Origin of the sequence: Nodosilinea sp. LEGE 07298 (genome assembly GCF_015207265.1) — a bacterium.
Lineage (GTDB): Bacteria > Cyanobacteriota > Cyanobacteriia > Phormidesmidales > Phormidesmidaceae > Nodosilinea.
The window spans coordinates 1-17,186 of the sequence record NZ_JADEXE010000032.1 but is presented as its reverse complement, the minus strand read 5'-3'; the positions used below and the strand labels follow the sequence as shown (position 1 = coordinate 17,186).

Below are 17,186 nucleotides of genomic sequence, written 5' to 3'. Positions count from 1 at the left end.
GGTCAAAAGTTATGTTGTTCAGAGTATGACGTCATGCCTCAGTAATATCCAAAAAGAGTGAAATCACGCTCATAGACTGACTCTAGATTTTTTACACTATCGGCATTCAAAACTTTCTTAAAATCTAGATTATTTAGAGAAGAACGGTTTACCTCTGATTGAGAGCGAAGCTGAGCTTTGATTGATCGCTGCAATATTTTAATATCTTCTGCAAAAGTTTCGGTTTTGAAAACTCTATTAACAGCTATCTTACCGCCTATTTCCAAAAAAGTGTGCTGAGGTTTAAACCAAGGAAAGGCTAGCAACTCAGAGGTTTTTGAGATAGTCTTAGCTACCTGATCTACTGATGAACCATACAGATTGAGTTTTTCTCTTATTTCAGGTACGTAGCTCCAGAGAGTGGTTTTCTGAAGAAAATTATAGGCAGAAACAAAGCGACTAACCGGATGTCTGACAAAAGAAAAGACAAATGAAGTTAAAAAAAGAGATGGGTCTAACTTGTAATAGTCTGACGCACTTATATGTCCTAACTGATAGCCTAAGTAAGAATCTAAAAATGCTGAACCGGCACATTTGGGAATATGTATAAAAATTACTTGATCTTTTCTGAATTGCCGCGGAATCTTGAGTTCTCGTAAAGCACTGTCTATATTATTATTGAGGTTAAGACCTGATCTTAGATTAGAAATTATTCTCATTTTGGTGGATCATGGTGAGTAAGCTGCAGATCATTTGCTTGTGGATAGCACTAACAGCTAGAATGCATTTTTAAGAGCTAGAGCTAGTTTGCTTTATAAGGGTTTTTATCCAAATTTTTAAGGTTAATTTCACTTTCGACATAAAAGATGGCTTTGGCTTAGAAAAACGCTGAGCTAATAACGTGTCGTGAATAAGATCGTGGATCAAATAGCCTGGATGGCGAATAGGTAATATAGACTCTGTAGGCATTTTTAGCCAGTTTGGTGCATGGCCAACGGTATGTGTTGCATCTATATTAAACCCAATATTGCCGATCAAATTTACGCGAGGCCGAATGCAAAGCCCAGAGTTGAGCCATACAGATGCGGTCCAAACGTAGGCCCAAGAGTCGAGTTTGCCTGCTTGAATGAGTTGCCACTGATTTAGAAAGTGTTTAAAATCTAAACCGATGGAAGCTGCTCTCAACTCAAGATTTTGAAGAACATAGGGTTGCTCCATAAAGTGCATTGAAGCTTGATTCATTTGCCATGCTCTGCGCCAGGTAGCCCAGCCCCAAATTTGGGGAAAGATGCTGAAAGAGTAGCTAGCGTCTCCGCTAATGGGTAAGTTACCTTGGTTGCTGCCGGAACAAACCATGATGCGGGGGTCGTAGCGATAGTGCTCAAGCAGTTCTGAGCAGTAAGTAAAAAAGTCTGGATGAGGAACACAGTCATCTTCAAGAATTATTGCTTCTTCGACTATCGAAAAAGCCCAGTCTAGTCCACTAGAAACTCGATATCTGCACCCTAGATTTTCTTTTGAATAGTTTCGAAATACCTCACAATCCCAATCCACTTGTTCCGTAGCAGTTCTAGCTGCTTGGCAGAGAATAATCTCATCTTTGCTGCGGGGGCCGTCCGCAACTATCAAAACCTTAGTAGGTTGAGCATTGCGAATCGCCTTAAAAACTTGTGCAGTTAGAGCGGGGCGACGAAAAACTAAAAGCACGATTGGGGTGCGACAAGGCATGGCTTGTTCAAGATAAACTCAAGCACATTCTTCAATACATTTAAGCTTGTCTTGCCAGATACCTAAAGCTATGTCCTGCAAAGAAATTAGTCTATCAAGCTTATTTTTGCTCTCTAGAAAAGCTCGAATTTTACCCCCGTTGGTGTAATCAATCGCAAGATAAGGTACTCCAAGGTTTTCGGCAAAAAGCACTGAATGGAATCTCATACATAAGCTAAGTTGTGAGTGGTACATGCTTTGAAGAATTTCAATTGGAGATATAGGGCCTCTTGCAAAAGCTACATCAATTTGTATTTGGTTCTCTATAGCCAAGGAAGTTATCTTTTTCGCAAACTTTCTATTGAATACACGATCATCTCCGCCAACATGGAAAGTGTGCATGGGCAGTAGATGAACATTTAGCTTTTTTTTGTCAGATATTTTTAGCACTAGTTGAGCTAACTGTTTTTCAAACTGAAGTTTAACAGCATTAAATTCAGCTTGACTCAGATCGCCTCGATACTCGACTGACCATTCTCTCAAAAAGCATGAAATATTTTTTCCAGCACCAAGAATAGGCCTGCTTTTTTCCAAAAGACCTGAGTTCTTTACAAAACGAACGTATTCAGTCGCTGGATCAGGGATAGTAGTTGCTTTTGCTGCTGAAAGTTCTTGGAGTGATCGGGCTGTCGATGCTTTATCCCGAAGAGTAATATGACTTGATAAAATGAAAATTTCAGATACAACACTCATATAAAGAGGGCTTTTGAGCGGGCCAATTCCGCAGCCTTCAACTCTTGTAATAGCGTTATTCTTAGTTGCTTGAATGAAAGCATACAAAATATGACCTAGAGCTTCAATATCCATTAGTGGACCGCCGCCAACTACGACTTCATCAGTTTTATTGCAAGTTGCTTCAAATTCTTTTGAGTAAGTTTCAACAATTGATATATTATCAAGACTCATCTCCTTCAACGTCCATTGAGAGATGAAAGGGTATAAACTACTTAAGTAAATATTTTGGGGTGGATGCTCACGAGATCTAAGGTTATTAATTATTGACCATAAAATAGCCTTGTCTCCAGCAGTTTCTGTTCCGTACCAACCAACAACTAATACACTTTCACTGGAGAGATTAGCTGGGACTTCAATCACTTCTACTTTTCTTGAGAGTTTGAAGGCTGATTTCAGCAAGTTCAAACATGAATACTTATTTCTTCTTTTCTTTGCTTGAATGTAAGAAGTTACAGTTTCTCGAGCCGTTAAGGGGACATGATAATCATGAATGCAATTAGAGCACTCTTTTTCTATGATTTCTTTTCTTTTAAATAGGTTAGAAAAATAAAGTTTTTTAGCTGAATTATCTAATGTGCTACCCAATGAAGGTGATTTAGGTGAGCAATATAACAGCTCTCCTTTAGCCGAGAGAACGACAGCTTTAGACTGATAAGGACAACCCATAAACCTAGGTTTGTTTTCAGCAAGCATTCCACGAATATTCTTGTAAGTTTTTTTAATAGAAGGAGCTGTCTCGAAATCATGCTCAGCACGAAAGAAAAAGAGACCTAAATGATAAGATGTTTTGTCGTCAAATGAACGAATAAACTGAGTTTGTTTAGCATTATAAAGTCGATTTATATACTCCGCCACACGGAAACGACCATATAGTCTTTCAGCTTTTGCATAATCTAGTAACTCATCTACATAAAGAGCATTGGACGTTGTAATTGTGCATCCGAAGGATGTAGGGATATCTGTTTCTTCATGGAAAAATTTCAGCAGTGAGACTGCTGACTCGAAGTTATCTTTTCGGCCTCGTACAATGTCATGAATTTCTTCTATTCCGTCTATAGAGATCATGATATTGAAATTTATACCATGCTCTTGGCAGATTGCTGCTGATTCTAAAATCCTTTTTTTTACAACATCATGAATGATTCCGTTGGTGATAACGCCAGTTGATTTAATCTTTGGACTCTTTGAACAAATTGCCTTATAGATTTCTGGTAAATCTGAACGAAGAGTTGGCTCTCCTCCACTAACTCCTATATATTTTATATTTTCAAAGAGACCATCAGACAGAATATCTGACAGTTCATCAGGAGTGAGTTCTTTATCTTTTTTATTCTGCCAGATCAAGCACATCTGACAACGAGAGTTGCAAACGTCATTAACGAGTAAATTAAGCGTTTCAGGCTTTGAAGGGAAAAAATTGTTTAAATATGCTCCAACAGATTCATCAAAAGCTTGTTGAGGCAGCGATATTGCTTTTAGTATTTTTTTGGCAAACCCTAACTGTTTAGATCCCAAGTTAGCTTTTATATAGTTTTTCACTTTATTGCTCATACTTTCTAGATAAACTCAACATAATGTAATTCAAATATAGATTATTTATGCAGTTATTTTTGTGCAAAGAGCTATATTAAATAGGCAATCTAATTTAGGTTTAGCTTAAGTAAGCTAAACCTAAATCTAGCTATAGCTAAATAATTAACGTGAAAAGAAATCTTTTAGTACTTTAAATGCCGAACTGTTTTGCACAAAGTTTATAAATTTTAAGCTATTTTTAGCTTTATCTAACCTTAGATATTTCTGATCGGCAGACCTGCTGCGAATTACAAAGTTAGGGTGGTTTAAAGGAAAGCCTATTTCCCTGTTCGGAAGGTTGGATCGTGGTGAATTTGAATTAGTCGTGTGAGCAGCATCTTCTCTAAAGCCTATGTTAGATACTAAGTTTACAGAAGGCAATATAGATAAACCATGTTGAGTAATCACACAAAATAACCAAGAATAACCCCAAGCATCTATTTTCCCCTCAAAAACATTGTCAAATGTTCTAATTCGTTCCTTAATTTTTCTAGGATTTTCAAAAATATCTAAAATCTCAGGATATTCATTTTTAATGATAGGCCAGTTCTTAATACTGGGATCAAATAGTTTCCAAGAGCGTTTCCATGTGGCCCAACCCCAGATATGGACAAGGCCAGAAAAATAATAGGAATCCTTGAGGTCAATAGGAGTGCATAATGAATTATTCCCACCTATTTGCATGATTCGTGTATCAAATCTATATTTTTCTAATAGAACCTCGCAGTAGTGGAAAAATGATGGGTGTGGTAAACAATCGTCTTCTAAAATAATTGCCTCTTCGACTTTTTCAAAAGTCCAAGCTAGGCCAGTGGAAACTCGATCACGACATCCCAAATTAACCTCAGAGTAATTTCGTATTACTTCGCAATTCCAATCAATATTTTCTGTGATGGCTCTAGCCTGCTGACATAGTGCAGTCTCTTCTCCATTGCGAGGGCCGTCAGCTACTATTAATAACTTCTTAGGTTGTGCCTGACGAATGGCTTCAAAAACTTGAGCCGTAAGATCAGGGCGACGAAAGATGATAAAGACGACCGGGGTAGAACAAGACATAAGCTAAATCGATATAAGTCGATAAAACGTTGTATTAAAGGTTTTAGCAAATAGTTTATATCCATAGCCTTCTAGTAAAGATTTTATTCTAGAGGAGGAAATCATAGAATCTAAATTCACAGACAGTTCTTCAATTAAAATAATTCTAGGCCTGTATTTTGACCAGTCATTAGATAGCAAAACTTGATAATCAAGCCCTTCTACATCAATACTTAAGAAGTCAATTGTTTGCCCTGTTGGCAGATACTCATCAAGAATTTCTGATAATTTCTTTGTCTTTATCAACTTCTCACCAACGATATTATTTCTAGAACTAAAATTTCGCTTTAAGGAAACTTCTTTTGAGAAGCCGTTTAGTGCAGGTTCATCAAACATGAAATACGTTATGCATTCTGAAGAGCTAGAAATCGCTGCTTCAATATTTATATCTTCTGGTCGAATAGCTTTGAATAAATCCATGCTACCTGGCATAGCATCAATGTTAATGCCGCGCCACCCCTTTAAATAAAAGAGATAGGTGTTTGAAAACCGCTGAGGGTGGTGAGCACCTACATCAATATAAAAACCATTTTCTTGGCGTCCAAATAGTCGAACCAGTATTCGATCTTCTCCTTCCTGAGAAAAAGACAGGGTGTGATGGTTATATACCTGGAAATGGTAAACAAATGTTTTCTGGAACGCTACTTTTACAGTTTTACTTATTCTTCTAGTGTATTTTGCTAGAGCATTCTTGGTCATCGGCCTTTGTGTGAAATTAGACTAAACACAGACAAGAAATACTATTGAATATAATCGTGTTTCGATATTTGCTCAATTCCTGCCTTTGAAATTGTAGGCTGCTTATTTTCTCTCGAAAAGAAATTAAAATCGCGATGGAAGAACAGAGATGTCGTCCAAGAGTAATCATTGATCGGCCCGAATCCATGCATGTCTACTTCCAATAAGTTGCAACTATCCTTTAAAAAAGCAGAAGTATTAGGATGCCAGTCTGAGTTGTCTAATATAATTAGCCCTCCGCTATTAAGATGTTTTATAGCTTTCTTGGCACACTCACCTCTACGCAAGGAATCTATAATTATCAAGTCGAATTTTGAGGGTGACTCATCTATGGCTTCAACAAATTCTAATTCTTCTCGGAAAAGAATTTTTTGGTTAGGTAATAATTTTTGGTTACAGTATTCGTACCACTCTTTATTACTTTCAATACTTGTAATTTGCTTGCAACGTCTTGCTAAAAATAGCGATGAGTTTCCTGAACCCCACTCAAAAATTGTTTTACTACTTAAATCTAGTTGGGCTAGGTATTCTATGGCTGGATATGTAAACCAAGGTAAAGGTTCATAGTCAGCGTCAACTGGCTTCTGTAAAACTTTTGTATGTTGATAGCCATACTTCTCTTTAAGATTGTGGGATAAGACTTCTAGATTTTTATCGCATGGAAAAACATTGAAATAGCTCATGAGTTTATGAGAAACTCTGTTAAGTAATGGCTTTCTATGCATACTCATAAGAATTTTTGGCTACCGAAAAATCTACGAGAACGCTTTTCCCCTGATAACCAATTGGACAAGGCTTCCCTGTACCGTAAAAATCACCACCTTCGACAGAAAATTGAATTCCTTCTGTTATCCAATCTTGAATAATTCCATTAGATTCAGCAAAAAGCGTCAATGAATAATTTCCTTCAGAAAGAGGAAGCTTTTTAATAAAAAAGTCTATGAAGTCTTGATCATTGATATCGATTTCATCGTTGCATATCATCTCAGTAGAAAGCACGATATTTGTGCCGGAAATAGTCGTTATAGCAACGCCTATGCGACAATTTTTATAAGTTGTTTTTTCTGAGAAACTGGAGAAAAACAACCTAATTCCTAATTTTTCCCCAGACAATGCCGCATTAATTGGTCTATCTTGAGAATCTAGCAATTCTAGCCTTACAAACCTTAGTTTTCCCTCTCCTCTGCGCTGCTTGATTTTATACAAGTCGCTCCATTCTTGAGAAGTGACTCCCGCATTTAAATAAAGCTGAATTGTGGTATTGGGTGCTCCTCGCGCATTAACCTGCCCATGATCTAAAAAAATAATGTGGTTGCACAAATTCTGTATTGTTGCCATATTGTGACTTACGAATAGAACTGTGCGTCCTTCCCGCTCTGCTACGTCTTCCATTTTGCCTAAGCACTTTTTTTGGAATGCGGCATCGCCCACTGCTAATACTTCATCTACCACCAAAATTTCGGGTTCTAGGTGAGCGGCTACAGCAAATGCCAGTCGAACATACATACCACTGCTGTAGCGCTTAACCGGCGTATCTAAAAACTTCTCTACCTCTGCAAAAGCGACGATTTCATCAAACTTGCGGCGAATCTCTACTTTGCCCATCCCTAGGATGGCTCCGTTGAGGTAGATATTCTCGCGGCCTGTTAGCTCTGGATGGAACCCTGTACCGACTTCTAGAAGGCTAGCGACTCGGCCCTTGATGCTAATGCGCCCTTCTGTGGGTTCGGTAATGCGGCTGAGGATTTTGAGCAGGGTGGATTTGCCTGCGCCATTGCGGCCAATGATGCCGATGCGATCGCCCTGTTTGACCTCAAACGACACATCTTTTAAGGCCCAAAACTCCTCAAATGCTGGATTTTGGATTTTGGATTTTGGATTAAAAAGCTGGGTAATACCTTTCGCCTTGTTGGCCAATACATCTCGCAGGGCGGTATAGCGCTCTTGCTGCTGATGGCCAATGATGTATTTTTTGCCCAGATTTTCAACGCGAATGACGGTATCAGACATTAAAGCATTGGTAAGAGGTTGCCGTGATCAATTCTGACGTTTTAAAGGATGTCTTTAGCCAATACGATGAAAATCTTTGATGCCCTGGTACTGGGTTTGGCGGGCTTGACGGCGGGTAAACTCGCTGACGGTGGGGTTGCCGGTGGGTAAAATAACGCCGCTGGCCTGCATCCAGAGGGTTTCTGGGGCAATTTCAATCGTGTATTGGTTGGCAGTGGTTCTGTGGACGTGGTACCAGCGAGTTTCTTGGCAATGGTCGCACCAAAAGGCTTCGAGCCATTCACCTGTTAGGGAAACAGTGCCGTAGCCTGCAATCACGGTAAGCGATCGCAATCGACTCAAGCCTCGCTGCTGCAAATGCTCGGGTTGGGTGGTGTAGAGCGGGTACTTTTGGCTAACGCTGTCGAGGTAGGTGCCGTGGTCAGGACAGTAGATGGCGCGCCGTTTAGACCGGCTGCGGTTGCGACGAGATGACGTCATGGCAATAAAGAATAGCGAGGGTTTAAGGTGCAAATGCCACTGGGGGCACCGGGAGAAAACATATTCCTAGGCACACTTATCCTATCTACGGTCTTAGAGCTAATGCCCTAAGACTACGGCGGAGAGACTGAGATCCTGAGACCGTCGAAGCCCGCTCCATGCCAGAAAGAGTAGCGGAATTATTCAATTAAGCAAGACCTAGAGCCAGAATATTTAAGATTTCTAGCCAGCCGGACGAATGGTAAGACTATAGCCGAGAGGCAGCAGGCTTGGGCGTCGAAGCGTGGGTAGCAGGGGCAGGGTTAGATCCATAGAGACAGGTTTCAACCACTTCAAAATAGCGAAGAGCACCCTGCTCGGGGGTAAACTTTTGCTGCATGTAGCTACGGCCCCGATCGCCCATCTGTTTAACCAAAGCTGGGTTAGCCATCAGGGTGTGAATGAAGTCGGCCAGGCCCGTGCTATCGCCGTTGCTAAAGGCACGGCCAAACCCTCCTTCGGACAGCAGCGATCGCAGGTAAGAGTGAGACTCACAAATTGCCGCCACTGGCCGACCGGCAGCCAGACTGCTGTAGAGCTTACTGGGAGCCACTAGCCCTTCTACCCCTGGCACCAAACTGACCAGGCTCAGATCACAGGCCGTCAGCGAGTAGGGGAGATCGCCCTTTGATTGATAGGGCAAAAATAGGCAGTTCGTCAACCCCGCCGCCTGCGCCAGATCTGCGCAGGGTTGCCGTTTGGCCCCGCCCCCCACAAAGACAAACTTGACGGGCGCGTAGCGCAGGGCCTGAGCCGTTGCCATGATGGTGTCTAGGTCGTGGCAGCGGCCCATATTGCCCGAGTAGAGCACGGTAAACACTTGGCTAAGCCCATGTTGGCGAGCGAACCAATTGTTGGTCTTAGGACGAGGATGGATCAGCCTGGGGTCGGCCCAGTTGTGAATGACCGATATTTTGTCGCTGATTTCAGGGCACTGATCGACAATGCGCTGCTTCATGGTGCCGCTGAGCACTACGATCGCCTCGGCGTGTCGCCAGGTGAGGCAATTGAGCCAGTGCCACAAACGCGCAAGCCCGTGGTTTTTGGGCACAACACTCAGGGCCACGGCCACCTCAGGGTAGAGATCATACATTACGCACAGGTAGGGCTGTTTAAACAAGCAGTGCAGTAGATAGGCCAGCACGGGCAGGTAGGGAGGCTCGGTGGTGACGAGCACCAAATCGCCTCGACGAGCCGGGTGTAGCAGCTTGACCAGTGACCTGAGACAGTAGAGCAGCCCGCCCACGGCTCGCCCCCGAATACGCTGAGGCCAAAGGCGAGACGTGCGAGTGCGCCGCACCATTACCCCGTTGACCAATTCTTGCTGAGGGGCCAGGGGGCGATCGTAGGCATAGCCCGGCTGACCGGCAAACACTTGCACCCTCAGACCCTGGCGACTCAGACCCTGGGCTAATTCTGCCATTAGCTGCCCAGTGGGCGCATAATCAGGGGGAAAAAACTGAGTCAGGATTGACAGTTGTGGAGATACGCCCGAGTCAAAATGAATCGATTTCATCAGCTTTATCAGCCTTTACTTGCATGCAGAAGAGCGGCATCAAACGGTTTCTTTTCGCCTCCGGTTAAATCAGGCCAGGCCTTACAATTTCTGCCTTAAAGGCAGTATTTATACATCTGTCTATCGGTTGATATAGAGCGGTTGATATGGAATCAATCAAAGCGAAATTTGAAATAAAAAGCTGCGAGAACAAGACATAGTCTTTTCAGGTAGAACAGCTACCAAAAAAACTATCATCTTTGACCAAACCCAACAGTTTACCTACAGCGAGAACTCCCCGCTGTGAGTTAGACAACTTTAGCCAAAAGAAGATTTTTGGTCAGTTCAGGTTAAGTAAGACCCGATTGCAAACTTCAACATTTCTTGACACAATTCTCTCCTAGTTTAGAGAATATGCAGAAGGATACCGTACTTTATCAGACATTGGCGATAATTATATTGCATTTTGTGCAAATTGACCGGATCAAGTGAGACTGGCCTGAGCCGAGCCTATTGAGGGAATATTTCTCAAAGAAAATCTGTTTTAAGAACTACAAAGTAGTGCTGGGAATGTATCAATTAATTCAGTCTGGCCAGGTTGGCCATGAACCATAGTTATTCACGAAGAATGGGAACAATAGCAACTTGAAATCGTCTGCCCTGCGCTTTAGATCGCTAATCTAGCTCGGTTGGAAAGATTGACATTCAAAGCTGACACTACAGCTAGAGCTAACCCTAGGGTGCGATCGCAGAATTACCCTCAATGTTGACTAGACAAATCAATGAATCCTATAAAAAATCCCCAAATTGAACGGCTTGCACATAGTCAGTTGCACAATTTGAAAAAGCGCTTAGAGATAGTCTCCAAGCGCTTCTAAATGAGTGCAATTTTCTAAAGCGATTTAGTTCGATACTGTTGGGGCATCAACGGCGGCCCTTAACTCCTGTAGCGATCGCCCCAAAACCACAAAATCTTCGAACTGGGCCAAGGTAACCAGAGTCGCTGGGTCGGTGGTATCAAGAATACGGTTATAGGCTTGAATCGCCGACTCAAGCTGGGTGGCATCTACGGGGGCCACTACCGTCTCTTGGGTCTGGGGCTGAGTTGGCAGGAGGCCACTAACGGCGTTGTACAGAGTCACTAGGTCGACGTAATCTACTCCAGCCAAGGCCATTTCAGTAAACGTAGCTACCTGATTAGGGGCCAGGCCAGCAGCAAAGGAGGCCGCTAAAAATCCTGTAGCATTGGCAATTTGATCGAGGGTGCCGCGCAGGGGCATCACCATCGGCGTACCGCCCACAGGAACAAAGACAGCAGAGGTGGCCAGGGTAGGAGCCGGGTTGGCCTGGGCAACGGTTGCCCCCTCGCTAGCCACCAATACCCCTGGCAGGGCACCAGTGGCGACGATAGGGGCAGCGATACCTAAAGTGCCCTGGCTGCTGATTAACGAGACGCTCTCACCATTAGCGATCGCATTGGCGGCAGCAGCGGCAATCTCGTCTATGGTCTGCGCATCTTCGTCGCCCTCACCCGTAGGCCCGGCGGCGCTGAGACTGCCGAGGTTAATCTCACTTGAGGTCGTGAAAATTGTGTTCAGCAAAGGGTTAGTGCTTTGCAAGCTCTGCAAGATCTGGCTGGCCGTAGTATTGATGCTCTGCTGTGCCGCGAGAGTTAGCGTTACTTCGCCCGTAGCAGGGTCGACGGTGGCGTTGGGTGAGTTTGAGGCAATCTGCTCCTCGCTGCCCAGAGAGGATGCGCCAATGGTTAAAATTGACGACCCTCCCACCGTCACTCCGCTACCCTGGCCGGTTGGCACAGAGCCGGTATGCCCTGGGACTGCGATCGCCAGGCTAGTGCTCACCAGAGCCAGCAGGAGCCAGAGTTGTCGCCGTAGTCGGCCCGCCAGTTGTTCCACGGTTGTTCTCCTAAATTGGTGGGTTATGTAGGCTGAGGTGGACGTGAGGATTGAGCGATGGGCCCACTGCTAAAGCCGCCTAAAATCGGGGGCCAAAATTAAAGCCGTAGCCAATGCTAAGCACTGCGACGGAACCGGCGCGGGTATTGTTGCCGATGTCACCGTAAAGCAGGTTAAGGGTCAGCGGGATGGTGGGCTCGGGCACAATGGATGCACCTACGTTCAGGCCGACACCACTCCAAGCCGTATTAATCGAAAATTGAGGGTGCACCTGTAGCCCAACCCCGGCAATCACGCCGACATCGCTATTGTCTCCAGAAAAATAACCGCTCCCTGCGCCCAACGTGGCTGTAATCGGCAAGCGATTGACCGGGTGCTCTGGCTGCAGCAAGTGGGCCGCCGTCACAACGCCGTACACACTAGCGCTAGTACCCGCTGCGTTAGACCCGTAGGAGACGAAGTTGTTTACACCTACGGCAGCCGCTACCTGAGTGGTGTCGCTGCCGTAGACGTGGCGGTGCACCTTGGCATCAAAACCACCATTGTCACCAAACTGACGAATGCTCTGTAGGTTGTAGGCCAGTTCTACTCCTACGGCCTGCCGCGCATCGCCCAGCCCAAAGCCCATTGAGAGGCTGCCATCGGCCTCGCCCCGCAGGCGATCGGCCCCCGATAGCGAAGCGCTGAAGAATAGATCGCCCCAGTCGGCCCCAAAGCCAGAAGGAATACCCGCATTGGGCGAGGGCGGAAAGCTCTGGGCCGGGTCGGCAGCAGTGGTTAACGGTTCAATCCGCAGCTCGTCGCGCACCTGGTCTGCCTCTGGCGCAGACGGTGTAGCCTGAGCGGTAGTCACCGTCGGAGGCGCTGCCGCCAGACGCGGTGCAGTGGCCACCCCTACTGAAGGCACTGAGGACGACAGCAAGTCGGCCCGCCCTGTCGACATGACCGGCTGTGGTTTTGGCAACGCCAAGGCGACATTGGGGGATTGCCCCAGTGATGCGGGTGGCTGTGGCTCTCGGCTGGTAGCGCTAGGCTGATCACCCGCAGAAGTTGAGAGCGGAACTGTTCTAGCGGCCACCACGGGCTTTTGCAGTTGGGCTGCTGGGCGACGGTGAGTCGATCGCGACGGCAGCAGCGGTAGCTGTGGCCCCCGACTTAGCGTTTCGGGCCGCGATACCTGGCGGCTGGGGGCGGCTGGAGTAGCGGTTGAGTCGACCGCCGCCAGCGAATCTTCGATGCCGTAAGCCGATCGCAGGTCGTGCAGCAGCGCCTGTACCGCTGTGGCTCGCGATCGCAGCGTAGCCAAATCTGGGGCAGTCTGCCGAGCGGCTGGTGCCGGTGCCTCAGGCCTCGTCGGGCGAACAGGGGCATCTACGGGCACGGGGGCAGGCGCGATCGCCATAGTGGCCGTGGCGTCACCATTATTTTCGCCAGTTGCCGTCAACGCTGGTGCGGTTTCCGGAGGAATGGACTGGCTGGCTGAGGACTGGGGGGCGATCGCAGGCAGGCTCGGCTCGGCAGGAGGCTCTGCGGGGGCGATCGCAGGCGTTTCAGTCGCTTCAGGCTGCCCCGTTACTGGCGCTGCTGCTGGCACTGGCACAACCTGGGTTGGCGGCAGATTAGCCAACTCATTTTCCGAAAGGCTTGGGGTACCAGTAGGGGTTAGATCGAGTTCGGGTATGGGTGTAGGGACTGCTGTAGCACTTTCTGAACTATTTGAAACCAGGCTTTCTGAAGCCGCAGTTTCTGAAGCCGCAGTTTCTGAAGCCGCAGTTTCTGGAGTCGAAATTTCTGTAGCCGCAGTCTCTGGCACCGCAACTGCGGCTTCAGTTAACTCAGGTGGGGGACTGGTCGCACCAGCGGGTTCTGCGGCAGCCGCAGCGGCGGCTGCCACCACAGGTTGATCAGCCTCGGGGGACCAGGCTGGTTGAGCAGTGCCTTGATCGTCGGTCTGGGGGGCGGTGATTTGGGCCGAAGGCTCTGGGGTAACTACCGGGTGCGGATCCTCGGCTAGAGCTGCCCCCAAACTCGGATCGGGAACAACTGTCGGCAAATCGGGGCTTGCCTCTGCGCCCCGAGGCAGTAGCCCTAGTCCGGCTAGCCCCAACAGCCCGCCGGTAATCAATGGTTTTGCCTTACGCTTCATTACGTTTGCTCCTCACACTCCGTTACTGTTGCCACACCCATCGCTGGTTTAGCGGCCGATATCAAACCGTCCTCTGTCTAAACGTTTTTTTCTAGCCCAGCCGCCATTTGAGGCCGACCATAGTAGCCGTAGTAGTAGTCGTAGCCACTCTGCCGACTCTGGGGCACACCGTTGACGACAAGACCCAGCAGAGGAGCCTGGGCAGTGTTGCCCAAATCGGCTAGCACCCGCTGAATTTCCGATCGCTCTGATCGATGCAGCCGTACCACCAGCAACAGCCCATCGGCATGAGCCGCCGTAAGCTTAGCGTCGATCATGCCGGCTAGAGGCGGCGTATCAAAAATAATTAGGTCATAGTGGCGGCGATACTGCTCAGTAATCTGCTGCATTTTTCGCGAAGACAGCAGCCGACCGGGGGCTGGAGGGCGTGCCCCAGCGGTCAGCAGGTGCAGGTTGGGGTTGCCCGGCAGCGTCAGCACCAAGTCGTTGGGGTCTTCGATGGCCTGGGTAATCAGGTCGCTCAGCCCCTGGCGATTGGGCTGGCCGAAGAGCAGGTGCTGACTGGGCTTGCGCAGGTCACCGTCGATCAGCAGTACGCGGCGGCCCATATTGGCTGCCGCGATCGCCAGGTGAGCACAAATGGTCGACTTACCCTCCCCCGGTACCGAGGACGTGAGTGCTACCACCTGCACCGGCACGTCAGAACTGAGCATACGCAGGTTAGCTTCGAGGGAGTAAAACGCCTCGGCAAAGCTAAAGGAGGTGTAGAGCTTATCGGGGCTCTGGCTCTGGCTCAGCACATCGGCCATAGTGGCGGCCAGGTCAGGTGCCATCAGCAAAGGCTGTTTTTGCAGGGCCGGGGCGTTGGGTACGGTAGCCAAGTTAGGCAACTGGGTCGCCTTAACCAGCTCGTCAACACTGTGAAAAGCCTGATCGATGCGATCGCGCAGCAGAGCCGCCACCCCGCCCATCATGAGCCCCACCACCGTACTAAGCAGCAGCTTACGGGGCAAATTGGTCGTCTTGGTAATGCCCGACTCATTCAGGGGAGAAATAATTTCCCAGGGAGACGCCTGCCTGGCCATCTGCAGCCGCAGCTCCTGGCGACTGGCCAGCAGCTGGTTGAGGCTACTTTCAGCCACTGTCAGCTCGCGGTCAATCTGCTGAAACGATCGCGACAAATCGGCCAGCCGCTGAATTTCGGCCTGTAGCTGCTGCACCGTCTGACCAATCGCCTGATCCTGGGTTTGCAGCACCTGCCTCTGGTTAGCGGTGTCCACCAGCTGCTGCATCAACCCCTGGCTCACCGAGCCTTTGTAGCCCAGGGTATCGGCTTCCACAGCTTCTCCTACCAGCCGCTGGGCTTCGGCTTCTAGCAGGGGCAACAGCTGCTGGCGCTGGTCTGCCAAAGCTTCGATCATAGGCGTGTCGGTCTGGAACCGGGCCGACTCGGCGGCGATCGTTTGCTCAATCTCGCGCAAATCGCCCAGCAGCGCCTGGTACGTGGGCGACTCGTTGAGGTTGGCCACCCGGATAGCCGTATCGGGGTCAAAGCCCACCTGGTCCCGCAGATTGTCATACAGCGGTTCCATGGCTGTTAACTCTACCCGCAGCTGCTCCTGGTCGGCCAGCATTTGGTTGAGGCGCTGGGTCACGCTTTCGCTGGTAGCGTTGACGTTGACAATGTCGTAGCGCTTCTGAAACTCGCTCAGGTCGCTCTCAATCGCCTCAACTTCCCGCCATTTCTCCTGCAGCTGCTCGTCTAAAAACGTCAGCCCCCGGCGCAGATCGCCCTGGCGGTCTTGCACGCTGTAGTCGACAAACCCTTCGATCACCTGGGTCAGCACAAAAGAGACCACCTCAGGGTCAGCAGCGTTGTAGGAGACGCGCAGCACCTTTGAGTCCCCTTCCTGAATAATCGACAGGCGGCTGAGCAGCGCGTTGTAGGTAATGTTGGGGTAACGGCGCTGAATATCGGTCAAAATGGGTTCGATTACCGCTGGGCCACGCAGCACCCGAATTTGGCTGTCGTAGTCGAGTCTTGATGCCCCCCTGCTGCCCTGGGCTCCAACCACCTCTTCTAGACCTACAGGGGGAGCATTAGTGACAGGTTCTACCAGCAGGTTGACGCTGCCGCTATAGGCCGGGGGACGGCTCAGGTGCCAGAGGGTTAACCCGCCAAAGGACAGGGCTGCGACCCCTAAAAAGACTCCAGCTCGGCGCTTGAGCACTCCCACCAATCGATTGAGGTCAATGTCATCCCCTTTCTCGACTAAGGAGGGTGGAGCCATCACAGGCACAAACTCGGGCCTGAGTGGGCCATGACCGTTGCCATTGCCGTTAGTTTCGCGGGGTGTGGAGGAGGGGGGGAAAGGCATAGGGTAAATCTGGGGAGTACCCCCAAGAATTCATAAACTTATAGCTCAAAACTCAAAACCTGACCTAACCAAGGTCTATTGAAGCAAGATCTATATCTTTCGGCCTTTTAAAGTACAGCGTCATACAACTGCTGTTGGTCAACTATGGTGCGGGAGCTAAACCCCCAACTAAAATCCTAGAATGCGCAAAACGGTGGTTAGAGAGGTAAAAGGTCGCAGCAACAGGCCCAACGTATCGCCAGTGGCGGCAGCGAAGTTGCGGTCAACAATCACCACATCGTTAGGGCGGAGAATGGGGTTTGTCGTGTCGTTGGCGGCGGCGGCCAGATTGACATCCACCGTACGCTGGTCAACGCTGCCGTCGGGGTTGAGCCGTACCAGCTGCACCGTAGAGGTTTGGGCACGGCTGCTCTGAAACCCGCCAGCGGCCAAAATGGCCTGGTTTAGCGTGGCGTTGGCCGGCAGAGTTACGCCACCGGGGCTGGCCACTTCGCCCACTACCTGCACCGGCATCTCTGCTGGCGAAAAATTAGCGCTCGAAACCGCTACCGATTCTTCTGGCGAAATGGCGACAGCTTTAGGGACCACAATGGTGTCGCCATCGCGCAGGCGAATATCCTGGCTGATATCGCCCGTGCGAATCAGATCCCACAGGCTGGTGGTGATTACAGCATCGCCCTGCAGCTGCGATCGCCGTACCTGAATGTCTTTGATATTGGCCTGCTGGGTAATGCCCCCGGCCTCCTGAATCACCTGCGTGAGGGTGGGCCACTGGCGGCCCGCACTGGAGCCACTGCCGCCGCTGGTTTCGGCTTCGAGGTCGATGGTGTAGGTGC

The 17,186-nt window shown here is 48.3% G+C and carries 13 protein-coding genes; all 13 read right to left on the bottom strand.

The features are described 5' to 3' along the window. Positions 1-38: 38 nt before the first annotated feature. Entirely contained in the window at positions 39-698 is a 660-nt protein-coding gene (locus IQ273_RS06780; protein WP_194022417.1) for a sulfotransferase family 2 domain-containing protein, read from the bottom strand. A 70-nt stretch (positions 699-768) separates the two neighbouring features. Continuing rightward, the gene (locus IQ273_RS06775) at positions 769-1,707 is read right to left on the bottom strand and encodes a glycosyltransferase family 2 protein (protein ID WP_194022416.1); all 939 of its coding nucleotides are present in this window, start codon (positions 1,705-1,707) and stop codon (positions 769-771) included. Between the two features lie 18 nt (positions 1,708-1,725). Then, positions 1,726-4,032 (bottom strand): radical SAM protein, encoded by a 2,307-nt coding sequence (locus IQ273_RS06770; protein WP_194022415.1) that lies wholly within the window; start codon positions 4,030-4,032, stop codon positions 1,726-1,728. A gap of 144 nt (positions 4,033-4,176) precedes the next feature. Next, positions 4,177-5,109, bottom strand: a complete 933-nt coding sequence (locus IQ273_RS06765) for a glycosyltransferase family 2 protein (protein WP_194022414.1) — start codon at positions 5,107-5,109, stop codon at positions 4,177-4,179. Positions 5,110-5,112: 3 nt separating this feature from the next. Then, positions 5,113-5,847: an FkbM family methyltransferase gene (locus tag IQ273_RS06760; RefSeq protein ID WP_194022413.1), complete on the bottom strand. Its 735-nt coding sequence runs from the start codon at positions 5,845-5,847 to the stop codon at positions 5,113-5,115. A gap of 41 nt (positions 5,848-5,888) precedes the next feature. Further along, entirely contained in the window at positions 5,889-6,569 is a 681-nt protein-coding gene (locus IQ273_RS06755; protein ID WP_194022412.1) for an SAM-dependent methyltransferase, read from the bottom strand. A 34-nt stretch (positions 6,570-6,603) separates the two neighbouring features. Further along, a complete protein-coding gene (locus IQ273_RS06750) occupies positions 6,604-7,896 on the bottom strand; it encodes an ABC transporter ATP-binding protein (RefSeq protein ID WP_194022411.1) in 1,293 nt (430 codons plus the stop codon). A gap of 54 nt (positions 7,897-7,950) precedes the next feature. Continuing rightward, on the bottom strand, positions 7,951-8,376 hold the full coding sequence (locus IQ273_RS06745; RefSeq protein ID WP_194022410.1) for a hypothetical protein: 426 nt from the start codon (positions 8,374-8,376) through the stop codon (positions 7,951-7,953). 247 nt (positions 8,377-8,623) lie between these two features. After that, positions 8,624-9,931 (bottom strand): glycosyltransferase family 4 protein, encoded by a 1,308-nt coding sequence (locus tag IQ273_RS06740; protein WP_194022409.1) that lies wholly within the window; start codon positions 9,929-9,931, stop codon positions 8,624-8,626. An 881-nt stretch (positions 9,932-10,812) separates the two neighbouring features. Next, positions 10,813-11,826, bottom strand: coding sequence for a hypothetical protein (locus tag IQ273_RS06735; RefSeq protein WP_194022408.1), 1,014 nt, complete (start codon positions 11,824-11,826; stop codon positions 10,813-10,815). A gap of 79 nt (positions 11,827-11,905) precedes the next feature. After that, complete coding sequence (locus IQ273_RS06730) at positions 11,906-13,972, bottom strand: hypothetical protein (RefSeq protein WP_194022407.1); 2,067 nt, start codon at positions 13,970-13,972, stop codon at positions 11,906-11,908. Positions 13,973-14,049: 77 nt separating this feature from the next. Continuing rightward, positions 14,050-16,350 carry a polysaccharide biosynthesis tyrosine autokinase gene (locus tag IQ273_RS06725; protein WP_194022406.1) on the bottom strand — a complete coding sequence of 767 codons (2,301 nt, stop codon included), beginning with the start codon at positions 16,348-16,350 and terminating at the stop codon, positions 14,050-14,052. A gap of 168 nt (positions 16,351-16,518) precedes the next feature. Beyond that, positions 16,519-17,186 (bottom strand): polysaccharide biosynthesis/export family protein (locus IQ273_RS06720; RefSeq protein ID WP_194022405.1); only part of this gene is annotated, 668 nt, incomplete at its 5' end.

Coding starts and splice junctions, on each gene's coding strand:
- IQ273_RS06725 (WP_194022406.1), bottom strand. CDS start 16,350: ATGCCTTTCCCCCCCTCCTCCACACCCCGCGAAACTAACGGCAATGGC.
- IQ273_RS06755 (WP_194022412.1), bottom strand. CDS start 6,569: ATGAGCTATTTCAATGTTTTTCCATGCGATAAAAATCTAGAAGTCTTA.
- IQ273_RS06730 (WP_194022407.1), bottom strand. CDS start 13,972: ATGAAGCGTAAGGCAAAACCATTGATTACCGGCGGGCTGTTGGGGCTA.
- IQ273_RS06745 (WP_194022410.1), bottom strand. CDS start 8,376: ATGACGTCATCTCGTCGCAACCGCAGCCGGTCTAAACGGCGCGCCATC.
- IQ273_RS06780 (WP_194022417.1), bottom strand. CDS start 698: ATGAGAATAATTTCTAATCTAAGATCAGGTCTTAACCTCAATAATAAT.
- IQ273_RS06775 (WP_194022416.1), bottom strand. CDS start 1,707: ATGCCTTGTCGCACCCCAATCGTGCTTTTAGTTTTTCGTCGCCCCGCT.
- IQ273_RS06750 (WP_194022411.1), bottom strand. CDS start 7,896: ATGTCTGATACCGTCATTCGCGTTGAAAATCTGGGCAAAAAATACATC.
- IQ273_RS06740 (WP_194022409.1), bottom strand. CDS start 9,931: ATGAAATCGATTCATTTTGACTCGGGCGTATCTCCACAACTGTCAATC.
- IQ273_RS06770 (WP_194022415.1), bottom strand. CDS start 4,032: ATGAGCAATAAAGTGAAAAACTATATAAAAGCTAACTTGGGATCTAAA.
- IQ273_RS06765 (WP_194022414.1), bottom strand. CDS start 5,109: ATGTCTTGTTCTACCCCGGTCGTCTTTATCATCTTTCGTCGCCCTGAT.
- IQ273_RS06760 (WP_194022413.1), bottom strand. CDS start 5,847: ATGACCAAGAATGCTCTAGCAAAATACACTAGAAGAATAAGTAAAACT.